The following is a 20,156-nucleotide window of genomic DNA, read 5'->3' as shown; positions in this document are numbered from 1 at the left end:
GTACGGCCGGTCCCGGACGCGCCGTCCGGCCACCGGAGATAAACAAGCATGAGTGCTTGCTTTCTCGCGTGTCGAGTGAAATGCTGGCCCGCAGCCCATCGGAAGTGATCTACCTCACGTCCCTGTTCGGTGTCGTGGATCGGGTCGTTTGTTCGTGGGTTTGCTCGGGTCCGCTTCTGTCCAAGAAAGGTCGCGTCAGTGAAATCCAATCTGTCCGGTATCGATTCGTTGGAGTTGAATCTCGCAGCCCGGGTATGTGTGGGGGATGCGTTGACGCGGGTCGCGCGCGTGCTCGGAAGCCGTGAGGCGGTCATCGATCGTGGGCGGCCGGTCACCTACCGCGAACTCGACGATGCCGCGGAGGCCCTGGGACACGCGTTTCTCGACGCCGGGATCGAACGGCAGCAGCCGGTGGCGATGCTGATGGCCGACGGCTGGAAGCTCCTGGCCACGTATTTCGCGTGCGCGAAGTCGGCGCTGGTCGCGATGCCCGTGAGCATCGCACTGACGGCCGAGGACATCGAATGGATCCTGCGCGACGCGGGCGCCGCCGTCGTCGTGGCCGACGCCGCGTTCGTTCCGCTGCTCGAAGCGGCGCTGCCCCGACTCGACTCGGTGCGCATGGTGGTGGTCGTCGATGCGGCGGTCGACGAGATCGCGGGCCGCGCCGTCCAGCGTTGGGAAACACTGGTCGACCGCGGTGCCGACGGCCGCCTCGAGGTGATCGTCGAGGATCGGGACCTGGTCCAGTGCCTCTACACGTCCGGTACCACATCCCATCCGAAAGGTGTTCTCACCAGCCATGTCTCGGTGATGGTTGCCGGCCTGACGAACGCGCTGATGCAGGGTAGTTCGTGGGGGAACTCGCCGTCGACCCTGCTGAACGTGCTGCCGCTGTTCCACACCACCGGACTCAACACCCTCGTGCTCCCGATGCTCATGACCGGCGGGCGGGTCGTTCTCCCCGGACGGTTCGATCCAGCCGTGGTACTCGACGCGATCGAGAAGCACGATGTCACGCACGCGATGCTGCTACCGATCATGTGGAAGGCGCTGGTCGACGTGAACGCCGCCGCTCCGAGGAACCTCGAGTCGGTCCGGCTGTGCATCTACGCGATGGCGCAGATGCCGGCCGAGGTCCTCGATCGAGTGGACGCCGCCTTCCCGAACGCGGCGGTGATCCTCGGGTCGGGGCAGACCGAGGTGGTGCCGGCGACGGCGCTGCAGTGGCCCGAACATCGGACCACCAAGCCCGGCTCGTGGGGGCCGCCGGTACCGACGGTAGAGGTGGCGATCATGGACGTCGACGGAACCCTGCTGGCGTCCGGGGAGACCGGCGAGATCGTCTACCGCGGACCGCACGTGTGCAGCGGCTACTGGAACAACATGGAGGCGAACACGAAGGCATTCGCGCACGGGTGGTTCCACAGCGGCGACATAGGCCATATCGACGAGGAGGGCGTCGTGTGGTTCACCGACCGACTCAAGGACATCATCAAGTCCGGCGGCGAGAACGTCTCGTCGATCGAGGTCGAACGCGTCGTCGCCAATGTGCCCGGAGTGCTGGAATGTTCGGTGATCGGGGTGCCGGACGAGCGGTGGGGAGAGGCGGTGTGTGTGGCCGTAGTCCCGGTGCCCGATACCGGCGAGGACGGACTCGAGGCCCGCATCCTCGACCACGCGCGGCAGCAGTTGGCGGGCTTCCAGGTACCGAAGCGCGTCATCGTCGTCGAGGCGCTGCCCAAGACCGCGACCGGCAAGACCCGCAAGCACGAACTACGGACCGCGGTGCAGTCCCGGGTGTGACATCAGACCGCGACGAAGCGGACCGCGGTACCCGGCTGCAGCAGTGCGGGCGGGTCGCGGTCCACGTCCCACATCCGTTCGGGGGTGGTTCCGATCAGTTGCCAGCCACCCGGTGACGAACGCGGATAGATCCCCGTGAACTCGCCGGCCAACCCGACGGCGCCGGCGGGGACCTCGGTGCGGGGCGACGAGCGGCGGGGGACGTGCAGGCCGGTGTCCTCGCCGCCGACGAGATAGCCGAAGCCGGGGCTGAAACCGACGAAGGCCACCGTCCAGGTCCGCTCGGTGTGGGCGGCGATCACCCCGTCGACACTGAGACCGGTGCGATCGCCGACCTCGGCCAGGTCGGGCCCGTCGTAGCAGACGGGGACCGCGACTGGATCGGCCGCGGACATCGCGTCATCCGCGATCGGCGCGGTCGAGCGCACCCAGGTCGCGATGCTGTCGGGGCGCGCATCGCGGAACCGCACCAGGATCGTGCGGGCCGCCGGAACCAGATCGGTGACTGCGGGGTGGCGGTGCGCCTCGAGCCCACAGAAGTGCGCGACCGCCGCGTCGAGTCCGTCGTACTCGACCAGCAGCGCCCGGTCGCCCATGCCGAGGATCCGCATCAGATGAACGGTTTCACATGGATCTGTTCGGTATCGAGGCGGGCGCGGATGGCCGCTGCCATCGCGACTGCCTCCGGTGTGTCGCCGTGCACGCACACGGTTTCCGCCGCGATCGACACCTGCGAGCCGTCGACGGCGTGCACCCTGCCGCTCGTGACGAGCTGGACCACTCGGTCGGCCACAACATCCGGGTCGTGCAGCACGGCACCGGCCTCGGTCCGGGGAACCAGGATGCCGGCGGGCGTGTAGGCGCGGTCGGCGAAAGCCTCGGTGACGGTGCGCAGCCCGGCCTTCTCGGCCTCCTCCAGGAAGACGGAGCCGGGCAGTCCGAGTACCGGCAACGACGCATCGACCGCGCGGACTGCAGCCACCACGGCACGCGCCTGTTCGCGGTGGTGGACGATCGCGTTGTACAGCGCGCCGTGCGGTTTGACATAGGTGACCGACGAGCCGACAGTACGGGCCAACGCGTCGAGAGCCCCGATCTGGTAGATCACCTCGGCGGTGAGGTCGACGGGTGCGATGTCGATGAAGCGGCGTCCGAAGCCGGCGAGGTCACGGTAGCCCACCTGCGCGCCGATCCTCACACCCTGCGCGACGGCCTCGCGGCATGTGCGGAGCAGCGTCGCGGGATCGCCGGCGTGGAACCCGCTCGCGATGTTGGCGCTCGTGACGAGGCCCAGCATCGCCGCGTCGTCGCCGAGCGTCCACGCGCCGTAACTCTCGCCGAGATCGCTGTTGAGGTCGATGTATGCCACAACTCGATCCTAGTTCCGCGGCCGACGCGCGGCGGACCTGCTTCTACCGTGCGGTCGGCCGGACGGTGAGGATCTGCGACGACGTCCCGATCGGGCCGCGGACGTCACTGACGACGCTGTGCGTGAGTCCGATGCCGGTTGCGCCGAAGCTCACGTTCGTGTCGAAACCGACCCATTCCCCGTGTGGTTCGGCGAACAGGTGGAAGGTGAGGTCCAGATTGGGGAAGGCCACGTCGGTCGGGCTGATACGCGTGGTCATCCCGTTGGCGATGTCGAGCAGGCCGGCGGTCCGCGCGACGGAACTGACCTGCTCGTTCGCAACGAGGTCCGCCGGGGTCCGCACCCAGAACGACGCGCGACCGGGTTCGATCTGGTCCCGCCGTACGTCCGCGGACTCGATGAATCCTCCCGGCCAGACCGTCGTCGCGTCCCACGACGGCATGTCCTCGGGCGCGGCGATGACGGGGAACGGAGTCGCGTGGAACGGCTGCGTCTCGAAGGCCTGCATCAGCCACGCCCGAGCGACGACGGCGGCGCGGCCGTCGTGGCTGAGCGTCGCCTCGACCAGTTCGATCGTGCGCCCGGCACGGATCGTGCGGACGGATGTCTCCACGACGCCGATCGGGAGGGTGCCGAGGATGTCGTAGGACAGTCGGCCGATGGCAGGGCGGTCGTCGCGGCGCCGATCGCGGTCGGTCTCGATTGCGTGCGCCAGCAACCCCAGGGCAGGTGCGATGTGCTGTTCCTCGGTGTTCCAGGCGCCGCCGGTGTGGCTGGTTGCGAGGAAGGCCGTCTCGGACAGTCGCTCGAAGTAGTGAATCGGTCTCTCCCTACGGGTTCGGGGTCGCGGCGGATCGGTACTGAATCTAGGACTGCAGTACCGATCCGGGCACCCCCGATCGGGGGTGAGGTGGAGAACGTCGCGTCGGCCCGGCCGGATCCGACTACCCGGGTCGGGCTCAGGGGCGGAACGCAGCCGGGTTGTCGTGCCAGACGAGGTCGAGACTAGTTCCAGTTGTCGATCTTGACGTCCCGAGGATCTGGTGCGCCCGTTCCGGTTTCGACCATCGCCTTCAGGCTCATCAGGAAGAGTGCCCATTTGGTGCTGCAATGGTGCATGAACTCCACGGGTTCCTTCCACCTTTCGTGTGTGAAGAGGACGACCGTGTAGTCGCCGTCGCGTCGGAGGTCCCACACCACTCGGGTGCCGACCCATTCCTCGGGCCCTTCGATCACCTCCCACAGCACTCGCTTCGCGGGCTGGAGCTCGATCACCTTCATATCGAAACCGTCTGCTCCGAAGCGGAACTGGAGTGTCCCTCCGACGTTCGCGTCTCCGTCTGTGTCGCTGGCCCACCAGCCGGCAAGCCCGTCGACCGTCGTCAACGCCGCATAGACATCGTCGACGGAAGGCGTCTTGATCCCGACCCTGTGCAGAATGTCAACCATCTCGAGTCCCTCTCTCTTCTCACTTTTGTCTGTTGCGTTGGATTGCTTCTGCGATCCGCTTGATGCGCTGCAGCCTGGCGTCCCATGTCGACCCGACGGCATTGAGCTGCTCTACGGCGCGGGCGAGTTGTGCGTCATCGACCCGGTAGAGCCGCTCCCGGCCCGCGGGCGTCACATGCACCAAACCGACGCGGTCGAGAACTCCGAGGTGTTTCGCGACAGCTTGACGGGTCACGGGTAGCTGCTCACTGAGACTGGTCGCCGTCCCCTCGCCGTCTGCCAGCAGCAGGTCGAGCATTCGTCGCCGTGTCGGGTCCCCGATCGCGGACCAGAGCCCGTCGTCGACAACGGAGTTCATCGGCTCGCACCCAGACGGCTGATGTACTCGACGAGGCGCGGCAGATGCCGGTCCCATCCCTCGATGTGCGAGTTGTACTGCTCCTCGAGAACAGCGATCTCCCAACCCATCTCACGGAAGCCGGTTTCCGTCATGCGGACCGTCGTGCCCTCTCCCGAGGGGACGAGCTCGAACGTCACCAACAGGGAGTTGCCGGGGGCCGCTGCCTCATCGGCCGGGTGAACCCAGCGGAAGGAGAACAGTCGGGGTGGCTGAGCGTCGATCACCGTGATCGGGGCGACATGTCCGTCGGGGGAGGTCCTGTCGCCCCACACGAGTTCGCCGACGGAGCCCGGGACCGGTTCCAGGTCGACGACCTCGTCGGGCCACCACTCCTTCAGGTGCTCGGGACTGCTGATGACCTCGTAGACCACGTCGGGCTCGGCTTCGACGTATATCGAGCGCTCGATTCGTCCGTACTCCATGCCGTCTCCTCTATCGCAACGTTTGGTTGCACATGAGGGTATCCGGCCGCGGGCCGTATGCGCAACCAATCATTGCGCTTTGTTCTGGTGGTCGGATGGTTTACCGCAGGGCCGGATCGCCGAGGTGGAGTACACGTGCCCCGGATGACTTGGCCATCCGGGGCAACTGCAACACCCGGCACTACGGGAACGTCGCACCCGCGATCACGCAGTAACGTCGCACCCGCGATCACGCAGTGACGAGTACCCGCCCGGCGGATCGGCGCCGTGACGCACCGATCGCCCGGCACACCAGGTAGATCACGAACGAGATCGCGGTGACGAACGTCGAGACGGGCACGCCGGGTGCGAGCGAGAGCAGGATGCCGCCGACTGCGGCCAGTTCGGCGAACAGGACCGCCAGCACCGTGGCCCGCAGTGGGCTCGCCGTGACGTGCCCGGCCGCGGCGGCCGGGGTGATCAGCAGCGCCATGACGAGCAGTGCGCCGACGATCTGGACACCGAGGGCGGCGGTGATGCCGACCAGGACGGCGAACACGATCGACAGGCCGCGCACCGGGACACCGCGCGCGGCGGCCACATCGGGGTCGGTGCTCGCGAACAGCAGTGGGCGGTAGATCACGGCGAGCGTGCCGATCACCACGACGGCGCAGCCCAGCAGTAGCGCCAGGCCGGAGTTGCCGGGGGCCACGATCTGTCCGACGAGCAGTGAGAAGCTGGTGCCGGTGCGGCCATCGTATGCCCACAGGAACAGCACCGACAGGCCCAGTCCGAAGGCCATGATGACGCCGATCACCGAATCGCGTTCACGCGCTTTGGTTCCCAACAACCCGAACAGCACTGCGGCGACGACGGATCCGACGACGGCGCCGATACCGACACCGACTCCGATCAGGAGGGCGGCCGACGCGCCGGTCAGCGACAGTTCCGACGTCCCGTGCACCGCGAACGACATCTGCCGGCTCACGATCAGCGGACCGATCACGCCGGCGAGCAGGCCGAGGATCGCGCCCGCGATGAGCGCCTGCTGGACGAAGTCGTACCGCAGCAGATCCGCGGTGGCGGAGAAGTCGAACATGTGCGACATCGCCTCAGTGAACTTGTTGCTCATGCGTGGTCCTCGGTGTGGTGGACGCCCTCGCCGGGGCGGGGTCCGCCGCCGCTGCCGAGCGCGTCGATCGCGTCGCCGGTGCCGACGACCACCAGGCGGCCGCGCACGTGCAGCACCTCGACGTCGGTGCGGTACAACTCGGACAGGACCTCGGAGGTCATGACCTCGGCGGGGGTGCCGATCCGGAACTGGCCGTCGACGAGGTACAGCACGCGGTCGACGAGGGGCAGGATCGGGTTGATCTCGTGGGTCACGAACAGCACCGCGGTGTCGTGTTCGCGGCGACGCCGATCGATCAGTTCGGAGACGCGGTGCTGGTTGGCGAGGTCCAGGCTCAGCAACGGTTCGTCGCACAGCAGCACCTTGGGGTCGCCGACGAGGGCCTGCGCGATCCGCAGCCGCTGCTGCTCGCCGCCGGACATCGACCCGATCGGGGCGTCCGCATAGGACTGGGCACCCACCTGCGCGATCGCGGAGTCCACGACCTTGCGCCGCTCGGCCCGGCCGAACAGCCCGGTACCCCAGCGGTGCCCGTCGTAGCCGAGGCCGACGAGGTCGCGACCGCGCAGGGGCAGTCCCTCGTCGAGCGACTTCTGCTGCGGGACGTAGCCGACGTGCGAGTTACCGGTCCTCGCCGGGGTCCCGGCGATCCGCACGGTGCCGGAGGTGGGTGCGAGCTGGCCGAGCAGGATCTTCATGAGCGAGGTCTTGCCGGAGCCGTTGGGGCCGAGGACAGCGACGAACTCGCCCTGCTCGATCGTCAGGTCCAGGCCCGACCACAGCGTGCGCTCACCAAACGACAACCGCGCGTCGCGCAGTTCGACGGCGGGTGCGGCGACCGCGCCGGTCGCGGTGCTCACCGTGCTCATGATCCGGAGTTCAGGGCGTCGGCCAGCGACTGCGCGGTCTGTGCCTGCCACTGCACGAAGTCCGTGCCCTCGGGCAGGGTCTCGGTGATCTCGACGACGGGGATGCCGGCGCTCTCGGCTGTCTCGCGCATGTTGCGGGTGACCTTGTCCTCGGTCTGCGAGTTGTAGACCAGCACGCGGACCTTCTTGTCGGTGAACAGCTGCCGTGTCTCGGCGATCGCGGCCGGCGCCGGATCGGTGCCGTTCTCGACGGCGCTCGTGAAGGCCTCCGGCGTGAGGTCCTTCAGTTCGGCGGCCTGCAGCAGGTAGTGGGCGATCGGCTCGGTCTGCGCGACGGGAGCGTCGCGGTGTGCGGCCGCGATGCCGGCGGACGTCTCGGACACCTGGCGCAGCTGCGCACGGAACGCCTCGGCGTTGCCGGTGTAGACGTCGGCGCCCTCGGGATCGAGCTTGCCCAACTCCGCGGCGATCGCGTTGGCGGTCGCGGAGACCGTGGGGATGTCGTACCAGACGTGCTCGTTGACCGAGCCGTGCGAATGGCCCGCGTGCTCGGAGTCGGACTCGGTCGCGTGCGGGCCGGTGCGCTCCTCGTAGAGGTCGAACGCGTCGACGGTGGGCTTGGAGCCGGTGGACTCGATGATGTCCTCGACGAACTGGTCGTAGCCGCCGCCGTTGAGGATCACCAGCGACGCATCGCTGATCTTGGCGGCGTCGGCCGGGCTGGCCTCGTACGAGTGCGGATCGGCCGACGGTTCGGTGACGATCGAGGTGACCTCGAGGCGGTCGCCGGCGACGGCCTGCGCCACGCTGCCCCACACGTTGGTGGAGGCGACGACGCGGATCTGGCCGTCGGACCCGGGGGAGCTGCCGCACGCCGTCAGTGTCACCGCGGCGAGGGTCACCCCGATGGCCGCCGCGGCGGAACGTAAGGCATTGGACATGCCGGACATGCGCACAACTACTCCTGGTCACGAATCGGATGATCGGGTGGCCCGGTCGCGGGCCCTTAACGTTATTGGTAACCGTTTCCGTTTACACTTTAGCGGAAGTTTGCAGGTCGCGTCCCTCCAGGTGGTATGTGAGGTGCGTCCGAGTTCGCCGTGCGGCCTCCGAACCGCTACCGTCCCGTTATGCCAAGGTCTCGACAGCCACGCCGCCAAGCCACTCTGGCGTCGCTCGCCGCCGAGCTGAAGGTCTCGCGGACGACCGTCTCCAATGCCTACAACCGTCCCGACCAGCTTTCGGCCGAACTCCGCGAACGTGTGCTGCTCGCGGCCAAGCGTCGCGGATACCCGGGCCCCGACCCGGTGGCCCGCTCGCTGCGGACCCGCCGCGCCGGCGCTGTCGGCCTCCTTCTCACCGAGGCGCTCAGCTACTCCTTCCGGGATCCTGCGGCGATGAGCTTCCTCGCGGGACTCACCGAGTCGTGCGAGGAGGCGGGCTACGGCCTGCTGCTCATCCCGGCCGGCCCCGGCCGCGACGAGGTGGAAGCCGCGGCGGTGGTCCAGCAGGCCGGCGTGGACGGATTCGTCGTGTACTCGGTCGCCGCCGACGACCCCTACCTGGCAGCGGTGCGGGAACGGCACCTGCCCACCGTCATCTGTGATCAGCCGCGCGAGATGCCGGGCGCATCGCTCATCGGCATCGACGACCGTGGTGCCATGCGTAAGGTCGCTGATTATCTGATCTCATTGGGCCACAAGGAGATCGGTGTGCTCTGCATGCGTCTGGGGCGGGACCGCTCGGACGAGGTCGTGGACAGCGGACGCCTGCAGGCGTCGAACTTCCACGTCCAGCGCGAGCGCATCCTCGGCATCCACGACGCCATGCAGGCGGCGGGACTCGATCCGGAGGCGCTCACGGTCGTCGAACGCTACGAGCACACGGCTCAGGACGGATATTCCGCTGCCGCACAGGCTTTGGCGGTCAATCCGCGCATCACCGCGCTGGTGTGCACCACCGACGTCCTCGCCCTCGGCGCACTCGACTGGGCGCGCTGCGAGGGTGTGGACGTCCCCGGACGCCTGTCGATCACCGGATTCGACGGTGTCGAGGATGCACTCCGGGAGGGTCTGACGACGGTGCGCCAGCCGGGTGAGGACAAGGGCAGGCGCGCGGGAGCGCTGCTGCTGTCCGGCTCGGACTCGGGCGTCACCACGGTCGAGATGCTCGAGACGGAGCTGTTGCGCGGCCACACCGCGGCCTCCCCGCCCGAGCCCTGACCGGTGCTCAGCCCGTGATGTCCGCGCTGAGCAGCTGCGCGCACCGCAGCAGCCCCAGGTGGCTGTACGCCTGCGGATGGTTGCCCAGTGAGCGTTCGGCGACGGGGTCGTACTCCTCGGCCAGCAGTCCGGTCGGTCCCGCGGCGTTCACCAACTGCTTGAACAGGGCCTCGGCGTCCGACCGCTGACCGATCAGCAGGTACGCCTCCACCAGCCACGCGGCGCACAGGTGGAAGCCGCCCTCGGTGCCGGGCAGCCCGTCGTCGTGGTGGTAGCGGTACACGGTCGAGCCGCTGCGCAGTTCGGCCTCCGTCGCGACGACCGTCGCGGCGAACCGCTCGTCCTTCGGGTCGATCAGCCCGGACAGTCCGATGAACAACGTGGCCGCATCCAGGTCGGTGCCGTCGTAGGCGGCGGTGTACGACTCGACGTCCGCGTTCCACCCCTTCTCGGTCACTTCCTCACAGATCTCGCTGCGCAGCGCCACCCAGTTCTTGCCGGGTTCCCGGCCGAAGTTCTCGGCCAGCGTGAGCGCGCGGTCGATGGTGAGCCAGCCCATCACCTTCGAGTACACGTGGTGCCGGGGGTTGTCGCGGATCTCCCAGATGCCGTGGTCGGGTTCGCTCCAGCGCCGCTCGACCGCCTCGACCATCGCGGACACGAGTTCCCAGTCGCGGTCGGTGAGTGCGTCGTCCCCGGTGATGCCCTTCCTCTGCCTGGCCAGCGCCAGGTTGGAGACCAGATCGACGATCGGGCCGAACACGTCCAGTTGCACTTGCTGATTCGCGGCGTTGCCGACGCGCACCGGACGGGATCCGGCATAGCCGGGCAGTGAGTCGATGACCGCCTCCGGCGGCAGGCCGGTTCCGTACAGCGTGTAGAGCGGGTGCAGCCGCTCCGGGCCGTGCAGCGTCTCGAGCACTCCGTGCACCCACTCGAGATAGTTCTCGGCCTCCTCGAGCGACCCGAGGCTCACCAGCGCAGACGCGGTCAGCGCCGCGTCGCGCAGCCAGCAGTAGCGGTAGTCCCAGTTGCGGACGCCGCCGATCTCCTCGGGCAACGACGTTGTCGCGGCGGCGAGGATCGACCCGCTCGGCGCGTGCACCAGCCCGCGGAGGGTGAGCGCCGATCGCTTCATCAGATCCGGCTTGAGCGGCGGCAGGTCGAGCGTGTTCACCCAGTCTCGCCAGTACGATTCGGCGATCTCCCGGCGCTCCGGCTCCGACAGCAGTGAGGGTCCCAGATCTTCGGTGCCGCAACGTAGTTCGAGAACGATGGGGCCCTGCGACGGGTCGACGACCGCGAGCGCGGTCTGCTGGGTGCCGTCGGTGGTGATGTCCCAGTGCACGCCGGGGGAGCGCAGCACCATCGGCTCGCTCGTGCCGGAGACCCGGAGCCCGTCGGCGTCCGGCTCCAGCTGCACGGGAACCTGACCGAACTCCGGCCGGGGTGCGAAGCTGACGACCGCCTTCGCGCGGCCCGTGATGACGCGGGTGAGGTCGGTGCGGCTCGGCTGGACGTCGTGCGGCAGGTAGTCGGTGACCGTGAGGCTGGCCCAGCGGGTCTGCACGGTCATGGTGCCGTCGAGGTACTGCTGGCTCAGCGGCAGCGCCTCGCGCTGGGGGCCCACGCTGAAGTGGCCGGCCTCGGTGCCGCCGAGCAGGTGTGCGAACACCGCGGCCGAATCCGGTTCGGGGTGGCACAGCCACGTCATGTTGGCGTCGGGCGTGATGAGCGCGACCGAGCGGGGGCTCGCCAGCATCGTCAGCCGCTCGATGGGCGGCGCGTCCGCGCCCGACAGCCACGTCCGGCGCTCCTCGAGCAGGAACGCCAGCGCCGCGGCCACGTCCTCGGTGGAGTCGACGCGGTATTCGGCGAGCGTGTCGCCCTCGCCGACCTTGATGCCGATGTCGGGACCCTGCAGGCGGTCGAACGCCTTCTCGTCGGTGACGTCGTCGCCGAAGAACACGGCGGCCGTCGCCGCCTCCTGGTGACGCAGGATGTCGAGCGCGTTGCCCTTGTCGGTCGCGACGACGGCGAGTTCGATGACGGCTTTGCCCTCGGTGACCTGTACGCCGGTCCACAGGGCGGCCTCGGCGTGCACGGCCGCGAGCGCCTTGGCGCCCGCCTCGGGGCTGGCGTTGCGTACGTGCAGGGCGGCGCTGGCCGGCTTGGTCTCGATGGTGACGCCGGGGTGCAGGTCCGCGATGCGGGACAGCTCGGACGTGACCTCGCCCAGGAGCTTGCGGGCATTCGCGTCGATCGCGTGCACGAACCCGACGTCGAACTCGGAGCCGTGGCTGCCGACCAGCTGGACCTCGGCGGGCAGCCGGGACAGCGTCGCGAGGTCCTTGAGCGCGCGACCCGAGATCACGGCGGCCGTGGTGGCGGCCAGTCCGGCCAGCGCACGCAGGGCCCGGACGGACTCGGCGTGGGGGTACGCCTTCTCCGGATCCGAGACGATGGGCGCCATCGTGCCGTCGTAGTCGGACGCCACCAACAGGCGGGGTGTCCGTGCCACGGTGGCCAGGGCTCGGCGGAGTTCGATCGGCAGATCCAGAGCGCTCACAGGTTCAAACCTAAGCGATTACGGGCGCGCTGGCGCGCCGCCCTCGAAGTGCCGGCTGCCACACCGGGTCACACGGGTGTCCGGGACCCGTCGCCGAGGAGCAGTTCGACGGTCAGTTCCAGGCGCTTCGCGACGTCGGTGGCCGACGAGCGACGGGTGAGCCAGGCCACCAGATTCGACAGCCACACGTCGCTTATGACGCGGGAGATCGCCAGCTCGTCCTCGGTGGGTTCGCCGTCGGTCATGGCCCGCGCGAACAGCGTGTCCATGAGCTTGCCGACCTGGTCCACCTCGGCGGCCGCCGACGCGTCGGCGAACATGAACGCCCGGGTCATGGCCTCGGTGAGGAGGGGGTCGCGCTGCATCGCCTTGGTGATCTGGCCGAGAATGAGCTGCATCCGCTCGAGCGGGCTGCGGCCCGGGGGGATCTTGCCCTTGGACTCGATCCGCTCGAACTCACGCGCGAGGGCGGACACCAGCAGGTGCACCTTCGACGGGAAGTATCGGTAAAGGGTGCCCACCGCGACGTCGGCGCGTTCGGCGACGGCACGCATCTGCACGGCCTCGTAGCCGCCCTTGGAGGCGAGTGCGAGGGTCGCATCGAGGATCCTCTTGCGGCGCTCGCGCTGAGCGTTGGAGCTGAGATCGTCCTCGCTGAGGGTCGTGACCGTGCCCCCTGTAGAACGGGATCGGGATGAGGTGGTCATCGACAGTTTCCTTCACGCCTTGACTCTTGACGGCCGAGCATATTAGAACACGTTCTAGATGAAAATGTCATCTATGAGAGGCGGGTAGACGTTGTGACAATCGCCACCACCGACGAGCAGAGGGCCGTCCAGGAGTCGATTCAGGCGTGGGCCCGCTCCGCGGCCCCACTGACCATTTTACGTGAAGGACCTGCGGATTTCTGGCGTCGTACGTGGCCCTCGGTGGCATCCCTGGGGCTGTTCGCCGTGGGCGTTCCGGAGTCCGTCGGTGGGGTCGGCGGACAGGTGGTCGACCTGGCCGCGATGTTGGAGCAGGCGGCCACGGAACTGGTGGGCGGTCCTGTTCTACCGACCGCGCTCGCGGGGCTGGTCCTCGGGCGCGCCGACGGCGCCGTGGCGAAGCAGTGGGCCGCGCAGATCGCCGAGGGCGAGTTGCCGTGTGCGGTCGTCGTCGACGGTCCCGCGGTCTCCGCGGTCCCGGACGCCGACGGCGGTCTGGTCCTGACCGGCGACGCCGGGAACGCGCTGGGCGGCGAGCCGGGTGTCGCGGTGCTGGTGTCGGCGCGTTCCGGCGACTCCGCCGACGGCACCGTGTGGTGCCTCGTCGACGGCGAGGCACCGGGGCTGACCGTCGAGCCGCTCGACATCCTCGACAAGAGCCGCGGCACCGCCCGGGTCCGTTGTGAGGGTGTGGCTGTCTCCGCCGATCGCATCGTCAGCGGTGTCGCTCCGGGACTGGTGCGCGACCTCGCCGCGACCCTCGCGGCCGCCGAGGCCGCCGGCGTCGCGGGCTGGAGCCTGCGGACCGCGGTCGACTACGCGAAGATCCGCGAACAGTTCGGCAAGCCGATCGGCTCGTTCCAGGCGATCAAGCACCTGTGCGCCGAGATGCTGTGCCGTGTCGAGCAAGCGCGCGCGGTCGCGTGGGACGCGGCCGTCGCCGCCGAGGACGCCCTGCCGGACCCGGACACGGGCGGCGCCGGAACCTCGGAACTGCCGATCGCGGCCGCGGTCGCGGCGTCGATCGCGCTCGACGCCGCGGTGCAGACGGCCAAGGACTGCATCCAGGTCCTCGGCGGCATCGGGTTCACGTGGGAGCACGACGCGCACTTCTACCTGCGGCGTGCGGTCTCGCTCAAGCAGATCCTCGGCGGCAGCAACGTGTGGCGCGCGCGGGTCGCGGACCTGACGCGGGAGGGCGCCCGCCGGCACCTCACGATCGACCTGTCCGAGCTCGATCCGCAGGCCGAGTCGGGGCGCGCCGCGATCCGCGACGAGGTGACCGCGCTGGCCGCCGTCCCGGAGTCGGAGCGTCGGGTGGCGCTCGCCGAGTCGGGCTACGCGGCACCGCACTGGCCGCGCCCGTACGGACGCGGCGCGTCGGCGGCCCAGCAGATCCTCATCGGCGAGGAGATGGCCGCGGCCGGCATCGAACGCCCCGACCTCGTGATCGGCTGGTGGGCCGTGCCGACGGTTCTCGAGCACGGGAGCCCCGAGCAGATCGAGCGGTTCGCACTGCCGACGTTGCGCGGTGAGATCACGTGGTGCCAGCTGTTCAGCGAGCCCGGTGCGGGATCGGACCTGGCGTCACTGCGGACGACGGCCGAGAAGGTCGACGGCGGCTGGAAGCTCAACGGCCAGAAGGTGTGGACGTCGTTGGCCCGCGAGGCGGACTGGGCGATCTGCCTGGCCCGAACCGACAAGGACGCGCCCAAGCACAAGGGCATCACGTACTTCGTGCTCGACATGCGTACCGCCGGGATCAACATCTCGCCGTTGCGAGAGATCACCGGTGACGCGCTGTTCAACGAGGTGTTCCTCGACGACGTCTTCGTCCCGGACGACTGCGTCGTGGGGCAGGTGAACGGCGGTTGGAAGCTGGCCCGCACGACGCTCGCGAACGAGCGGGTCGCGATGAGTGGTGGGTCGTCGCTCGGCAAGGCCGTCGAGGAACTGCTCGAGCTGGCCGGCGATCCCGATCCGGTGACCGTCGACCATCTGGGGGCGCTGATCGCCGAGGCGCTCGTCGGGTCCCTGCTGGAGCTGCGTACCACGCTGCGCCAGCTCGACGGCCAGGATCCGGGGCCCGCGTCGAGCGTCCGCAAGCTCGTCGGTGTCCGCAACCGTCAGGCGGTCGCGGAGTTCGCCGTCGAGCTCGCCGGTGAGGCGGGGTGGGTCGAGGGGCCGCTCACCCGCGAGTTCCTGAACACACGGTGCCTGTCCATTGCGGGCGGGACGACGCAGATCCTGCTCACGGTGGCTGCCGAACGCCTGCTGGGGCTGCCGCGCGACTGACGGTTCCCCGTCCGGGCCCGGCGTGGCGAGAACGTGATGAACGTGTTCTCGCCACGCCGGGCCTTTCGTCATTCACCTGCAGGTGATAGAACAGGAACACGTTCTAGATCACAGGCGGGATTGGCAGCGTGGACTTCTCTCAGGATCAGACTCAGGAAACGGTGGCGGAGATAGTCGTGGGCCTGTTGGCTCGCGAGCACTCCGATCCCGCCGACACCGGTGGTTTCAACGCCGAGTTGTGGCAGGCGCTCGCGAAGGCGGACCTGCTTTCGCTCGCGGTGCCGGAACGGCTCGGCGGTGACGGGTTGGGCGTCGCCGAGGTGGCGACCATGCTCACCGAGATCGGCCGCGGCGCGGCGCCGGTTCCGGCGCTCGCCACGTTGGGCTTCGGCCTCCTCCCGGTTCTCGCATTGGGGACCACCGAGCAGCAGGACGCCCTGCTCGACGGAATCGCGGGCGGACGGATCCTCACCGCGGCCGTCGCGGAACAGGGTTCGGCGTTCCCTGCGAAGCCGTCCACCACCGCGGTCGCGGACGGCGATCACGTCGTCGTGACCGGGCACAAGGTCGCGGTGCCGTTCGCGGACATCGCATACCGGATCCTGGTGCCCACCGACGCCGGCGTTGTCGTGGTGGCCCCGGACGCTCCCGGCGTCACGCTCACCAAGAGCGCGACTTCCGCGGGCGGACCGGAGTTCTCGGTCCGGCTCGACGGGGTGCGGGTGCCGTCCGCCGACGTCCTCGGTGACGGACTCGACGGTGTCGCGACCCTCAACCGGATCGCGCTCGCGAGCCTCGGCGCGTACGCCGACGGACTCCTCGCCGGCGCCACCGGCCTGGCGGCCGACCACCTGACCACCCGCGAGCAGTTCGGCAAGCCGCTCGCCGCGTTCCAGGCGGTGGCCCAGCAGATCGCCGATGTGTACGTCACGTCCCGTACGCTGCACGTCTCGGCGCTGGCGTCCACGTGGCGGGTGTCCGAGGACCTGGACTCCGAGGACGATCTCGACGTGATGGCGTACTGGATCGCGGCCGAGGTGCCCGCCGCGATGCGCACGTTGCACCACCTGCACGGTGGGCTCGGTGTCGACGTCACCTATCCCATGCACCGCTACTTCTCCATTGCCAAGGATCTGGCCCGTCTCGTCGGCGGCGCCTCGTACCGACTCGACCTCGTGGGGGCCCGGTGTTCATCGATCTGACACCCGAACAGCGTGAGCTGCAGGCGGAACTGCGCCGCTACTTCTCCGGACTGATCTCGCCGGCCGAGGCCGAGATCATGCTCACCGAACGCCACGGCCCCACCTACCGGGACGTGATCCGCCGCATGGGCAAGGACGGCTGGCTGGGCGTCGGCTGGCCCGTGGAGTTCGGCGGCCGCGGCTTCGGTGAGATCGAGCAGCAGATCTTCGTCAATGAGGCTGTGCGAGCAGATGTTCCGTTGCCGTCGGTGACGTTGCAGACCGTCGGCCCGACGCTGATGACGTACGGCACCGAGGAGCAGAAGCGCAAGTTCCTGCCGGCGATCCTGGCCGGCGAGGTGCACTTCGCGATCGGCTACTCGGAGCCCGACGCCGGCACCGACCTTGCGGCCCTGCGCACCACCGCCGTCCGCGACGGCGACGACTATGTCGTCAACGGGCAGAAGATCTTCACGACCGGTGGCCACGACGCCGACTACATCTGGCTCGCGGTCCGCACCGGCGACGCCGAATCGCGGCACCGGGGTATCTCGATCCTCATCGTGGACACCAAGGACCCCGGGTTCACCTGGACGCCGATCATCACCGCCGACGGCGCGCACCACGTCAACGCCACGTACTACTCCGACGTCCGGGTGCCGGCGAGCATGCTTGTCGGCGAGGAGAACAAGGGCTGGAAGCTCATCACGACCCAGCTCAATCACGAGCGCGTCATGCTCGGGCCGGCCGGCCGCGTCGCCGGGCTGTACGAGAAGGTGTACGAGTGGGCCGCGAAGCGGGATCTGTTGTCGCTGCCGGACGTCCGACGTGGGCTCGGCGAGATCCACGCGACGTACCGCCTCAACGAGCTGCTGAACTGGCAGGTCGCTGCCGCGACCGGTGACGTCGACATCGCCGACGCGTCGGCCACCAAGGTCTTCGCCACCGAGCGCATTCAGCGGGTGGGTCGGATCGCCGACGAGATCGTCGGCGCGCACGGCGACCCGGGTGATCCCGAGACCGCCGCGCTGATGCGCTGGCTGGACGTCCAGATCAAGCGCAATGTCGTCATCACGTTCGGTGGCGGTGTCAACGAGGTCATGCGCGAGTTGATCGCGGTGGCCGGTCTGGGACTGCCGAGGGTGCCGCGATGACCGATACGACAGATTCGACCGCACAGATTCTGGCCGGGGCCGAGCAGGTCAAGGCCGGGGGTGCCAGTAAGCCCCGCGCCGGGCGCGATCCGGTGAACATGCCGATGATCCGCAACTGGCTCGAGGCGATCGGCGACGAGAACCCGATCTATGTCGACGAGAATGCGGCTGTCGCAGCGGGTTACGACGGAATCGTCGCGCCTCCGGCGATGGCGCAGGTATGGACCATGCGCGGCCTCGGAGCGGTGCGCGAGGAGGACGACCCGCTGGGTCGGATGACGCAGATCCTCGACGACGCCGGTTTCACGTCGGTGGTCGCGACCAACTGTGATCAGATCTACCACCGCTATCTCCGTCCCGGCGAGGAGGTGACGATCGAGTCGACCCTCGAGGACGTGGTCGGGCCCAAGAAGACCGGGCTCGGCGAGGGCTGGTTCTTCACCACCCGCAACTTCTGGAAGGTCGGCGACGAGATCGTCGCCGAGATGCTCTTCCGCATCCTCAAGTTCGCGCCGCCCGCCAAGGCGCCGCAGGTGCCGGAATCATCTTCCGTTCCCGAGGATCTCGATCCCTCGCGGATGCTGCGCCCGACGCCGTCGCGCGACACCCAGTTCTTCTGGGACGGTGTCGCCGCGCACGAGTTGAGGATCCAGCAGCGCCCCGACGGCAGTCTGCAGCATCCGCCGGTGCCGGCGCTGTGGAAGGACAAGACCGAGACCACCGACTATGTCGTCGCGTCCGGCCGCGGAACCGTGTTCAGCTTCGTCGTCCACCACGCGCCCAAGGTGCCCGGTCGGTCGCTGCCGTTCGTGGTGGCCCTGGTCGAACTCGACGAGGGCGTGCGCATGCTCGGTGAGCTGCGCGACGTCGACCCGTCGGAGGTCGCGGTCGGCATGCCGGTGCAGGCCCAGTTCCTCGACTTCCCGGGCGATGGCGAGACCGGGAACGAACCCTGGACGCTGTACGCGTGGCGTCCAGTGAAGGAGTCGTAAATGACCAGCGCACTCGACATCTCCGTCGGCGACACGCTGCCGGGTCTCTCGATCCACGGTGATCCCACGTTCATCGTCTCGACGGCGTTGGCCACCAGGGACTTCCAGGACGTCCACCACGACCGGGACAAGGCGCAGCAGCGCGGGTCGAAGGACATCTTCGTCAACATCCTCACCGACACCGGCTTGGTGCAGCGCTTCGTCACGGACTGGGCCGGTCCGCGGGCGCGGATCACGTCGATCAAGCTGCGACTCGGGGTGCCGTGGTACGCGTACGACACGCTGAATCTCTCGGGTGAGGTGGTGGCCGCCGAGGACGGGCTGATCACCGTCAAGGTGGTCGGCAAGGACAGCCTCGGCGACCACATCACGTCCACGGTCACCCTGGTGATGAACGACGACTCGGATGGAGCACGAGCATGAGCGGGTTGTCCGGGAAGGCCGCGATTGTCGGCATCGGCGCCACCGACTTCTCCAAGGACTCGGGCCGCAGCGAGCTCCGGCTTGCGGCGGAGGCGGTGCAGGCCGCACTCGACGACGCGGGTCTGAAGCCGTCCGACGTGGACGGTCTGACTTCGTTCACAATGGACACCAACACCGAAGCGGCGGTGGCCCGTTCGGTCGGTATCCCGAACCTGAAGTTCTTCAGCCGCATCCACTACGGCGGCGGCGCGGCGTGCGCCACCATCCAGCAGGCGGCCATGGCCGTCGCCACCGGTGTCGCCGACGTCGTGGTGGCGTACCGCGCGTTCAACGAGCGCTCGGGCGCACGCTTCGGGCAGGTCAACGCCGGCCTGGTGCAGCAGGTGAACTCGTCGGGCACCGACAACGCCTTCTCGTACCCGCACGGGCTGGGGACGCCGGCGTCGTTCGTCGCGATGGTCGCGCAGCGGTACATGCACGTGTACGGCGCCACCAGTGAGGATTTCGGCCGTATCGCGGTCGCGGACCGCAAGCACGCGGCGGTCAACCCCGCCGCGTTCTTCTACGGCAAGCCGATCACGCTCGAGGACCATCAGAACTCGCGGTTCATTGCGGAGCCGCTGCACCTGCTGGACTGCTGCCAGGAGACCGACGGCGGTATCGCGGTCGTCGTGACGTCGCCCGAGCGAGCGAAGGACCTGCCGAACAAGCCGGCGATCGTCGCGGCGGCCGCACAGGGCAGTGGGCCGGACCAGTACATCATGACCAGCTACTACCGCGACGGGCTGACGGGTCTGCCCGAGATGGGCCTGGTCGCCGACCAGTTGTGGGAGCAGTCCGGGCTGCGGCCGTCGGACATGCAGACCGCGGTGCTGTACGACCACTTCACGCCGTACGTGCTGATGCAGCTCGAGGAACTCGGCTTCTGCGGTCGCGGCGAGGCCCGGGACTTCATCGCCGACGGCGCGATCGAGCTGGGCGGGCGCCTGCCGATCAACACCCATGGCGGCCAGCTGGGTGAGGCGTACATCCACGGTATGAACGGCATCGCGGAGGGCGTGCGGCAGATCCGCGGTACCTCGGTGAACCAGGTTCCAGACGTCGAGAACGTGCTCGTCACCGCCGGCACCGGTGTTCCCACCTCGGGACTCGTGCTCACGGCGTAGGCGCCTGCGGCGCCCGTGCGC

Annotated in this window: 19 protein-coding genes; 8 read left to right on the top strand and 11 right to left on the bottom strand. The window is 68.7% G+C overall.

The features are described 5' to 3' along the window. The first annotated feature begins 198 nt into the window (after positions 1 to 198). Complete coding sequence (locus J2X34_RS15980; protein WP_429518299.1) at positions 199 to 1,806, top strand: class I adenylate-forming enzyme family protein; 1,608 nt, start codon at positions 199 to 201, stop codon at positions 1,804 to 1,806. A 2-nt stretch (positions 1,807 to 1,808) separates the two neighbouring features. Here the strand turns inward: J2X34_RS15980 and J2X34_RS15975 are convergent, their stop codons facing one another. The 9 genes from J2X34_RS15975 to J2X34_RS15935 all read right to left on the bottom strand — a co-directional run bounded on the left by J2X34_RS15975 (position 1,809) and on the right by J2X34_RS15935 (position 8,376). Beyond that, entirely contained in the window at positions 1,809 to 2,417 is a 609-nt protein-coding gene (locus tag J2X34_RS15975) for a 5-oxoprolinase subunit B family protein (protein WP_114723384.1), read from the bottom strand. Further along, positions 2,417 to 3,175: a LamB/YcsF family protein gene (locus J2X34_RS15970; RefSeq protein WP_114723383.1), complete on the bottom strand. Its 759-nt coding sequence runs from the start codon at positions 3,173 to 3,175 to the stop codon at positions 2,417 to 2,419. The genes J2X34_RS15975 and J2X34_RS15970 overlap by 1 nt, the downstream gene beginning before the upstream one ends. Positions 3,176 to 3,218: 43 nt before the next feature. Further along, positions 3,219 to 3,995, bottom strand: a complete 777-nt coding sequence (locus J2X34_RS15965; RefSeq protein WP_429518417.1) for a thioesterase family protein — start codon at positions 3,993 to 3,995, stop codon at positions 3,219 to 3,221. Positions 3,996 to 4,180: 185 nt separating this feature from the next. Beyond that, on the bottom strand, positions 4,181 to 4,624 hold the full coding sequence (locus tag J2X34_RS15960) for an SRPBCC family protein (protein WP_429518296.1): 444 nt from the start codon (positions 4,622 to 4,624) through the stop codon (positions 4,181 to 4,183). Between the two features lie 19 nt (positions 4,625 to 4,643). After that, positions 4,644 to 4,982, bottom strand: a complete 339-nt coding sequence (locus J2X34_RS15955; protein WP_114723668.1) for an ArsR/SmtB family transcription factor — start codon at positions 4,980 to 4,982, stop codon at positions 4,644 to 4,646. Continuing rightward, complete coding sequence (locus tag J2X34_RS15950; protein WP_114723667.1) at positions 4,979 to 5,446, bottom strand: SRPBCC family protein; 468 nt, start codon at positions 5,444 to 5,446, stop codon at positions 4,979 to 4,981. The genes J2X34_RS15955 and J2X34_RS15950 overlap by 4 nt, the downstream gene beginning before the upstream one ends. A 229-nt stretch (positions 5,447 to 5,675) precedes the next feature. After that, entirely contained in the window at positions 5,676 to 6,557 is an 882-nt protein-coding gene (locus J2X34_RS15945; RefSeq protein WP_114723666.1) for a metal ABC transporter permease, read from the bottom strand. Then, positions 6,554 to 7,426: a metal ABC transporter ATP-binding protein gene (locus J2X34_RS15940; RefSeq protein ID WP_429518293.1), complete on the bottom strand. Its 873-nt coding sequence runs from the start codon at positions 7,424 to 7,426 to the stop codon at positions 6,554 to 6,556. Before J2X34_RS15940 ends, J2X34_RS15945 begins: the two co-directional genes overlap by 4 nt. Continuing rightward, positions 7,423 to 8,376, bottom strand: a complete 954-nt coding sequence (locus J2X34_RS15935; protein ID WP_258558111.1) for a metal ABC transporter solute-binding protein, Zn/Mn family — start codon at positions 8,374 to 8,376, stop codon at positions 7,423 to 7,425. Before J2X34_RS15935 ends, J2X34_RS15940 begins: the two co-directional genes overlap by 4 nt. 180 nt (positions 8,377 to 8,556) lie before the next feature. Between J2X34_RS15935 and J2X34_RS15930 the strand changes: the two genes are divergently transcribed. After that, positions 8,557 to 9,648: a LacI family DNA-binding transcriptional regulator gene (locus J2X34_RS15930; protein ID WP_114723664.1), complete on the top strand. Its 1,092-nt coding sequence runs from the start codon at positions 8,557 to 8,559 to the stop codon at positions 9,646 to 9,648. 7 nt (positions 9,649 to 9,655) lie between these two features. Here J2X34_RS15930 and otsB read toward each other — a convergent pair whose 3' ends face one another. Both otsB and kstR read right to left on the bottom strand, forming a co-directional pair. Beyond that, positions 9,656 to 12,217 (bottom strand): trehalose-phosphatase, encoded by a 2,562-nt coding sequence (gene otsB, locus J2X34_RS15925; RefSeq protein ID WP_429518290.1) that lies wholly within the window; start codon positions 12,215 to 12,217, stop codon positions 9,656 to 9,658. A gap of 68 nt (positions 12,218 to 12,285) precedes the next feature. Continuing rightward, entirely contained in the window at positions 12,286 to 12,924 is a 639-nt protein-coding gene (gene kstR / locus J2X34_RS15920) for a cholesterol catabolism transcriptional regulator KstR (protein ID WP_114723662.1), read from the bottom strand. A 93-nt stretch (positions 12,925 to 13,017) separates the two neighbouring features. Between kstR and J2X34_RS15915 the strand changes: the two genes are divergently transcribed. The 6 genes from J2X34_RS15915 (at position 13,018) to J2X34_RS15890 (ending at position 20,135) form a co-directional block, all read left to right on the top strand. Beyond that, a complete protein-coding gene (locus J2X34_RS15915) occupies positions 13,018 to 15,219 on the top strand; it encodes an acyl-CoA dehydrogenase (protein ID WP_114723661.1) in 2,202 nt (733 codons plus the stop codon). A 128-nt stretch (positions 15,220 to 15,347) separates the two neighbouring features. Next, positions 15,348 to 16,421, top strand: a complete 1,074-nt coding sequence (locus J2X34_RS15910; RefSeq protein WP_114723660.1) for an acyl-CoA dehydrogenase family protein — start codon at positions 15,348 to 15,350, stop codon at positions 16,419 to 16,421. After that, positions 16,406 to 17,554 carry an acyl-CoA dehydrogenase family protein gene (locus tag J2X34_RS15905; RefSeq protein WP_114723659.1) on the top strand — a complete coding sequence of 383 codons (1,149 nt, stop codon included), beginning with the start codon at positions 16,406 to 16,408 and terminating at the stop codon, positions 17,552 to 17,554. The genes J2X34_RS15910 and J2X34_RS15905 overlap by 16 nt, the downstream gene beginning before the upstream one ends. Then, the gene (locus tag J2X34_RS15900) at positions 17,551 to 18,546 is read left to right on the top strand and encodes a bifunctional MaoC family dehydratase N-terminal/OB-fold nucleic acid binding domain-containing protein (protein WP_429518287.1); all 996 of its coding nucleotides are present in this window, start codon (positions 17,551 to 17,553) and stop codon (positions 18,544 to 18,546) included. The genes J2X34_RS15905 and J2X34_RS15900 overlap by 4 nt, the downstream gene beginning before the upstream one ends. Next, on the top strand, positions 18,547 to 18,969 hold the full coding sequence (locus J2X34_RS15895; protein ID WP_114723657.1) for a MaoC family dehydratase: 423 nt from the start codon (positions 18,547 to 18,549) through the stop codon (positions 18,967 to 18,969). Continuing rightward, complete coding sequence (locus J2X34_RS15890) at positions 18,966 to 20,135, top strand: lipid-transfer protein (RefSeq protein WP_114723656.1); 1,170 nt, start codon at positions 18,966 to 18,968, stop codon at positions 20,133 to 20,135. Before J2X34_RS15895 ends, J2X34_RS15890 begins: the two co-directional genes overlap by 4 nt. Positions 20,136 to 20,156 lie beyond the last annotated feature (21 nt).

This window comes from Rhodococcus sp. BE178, assembly GCF_050433545.1.
In the GTDB taxonomy this organism is placed as follows: domain Bacteria; phylum Actinomycetota; class Actinomycetes; order Mycobacteriales; family Mycobacteriaceae; genus Prescottella.
Note: the sequence above shows the minus strand (reverse complement) of the source record. Positions and strands in the feature narration are given on the sequence as shown.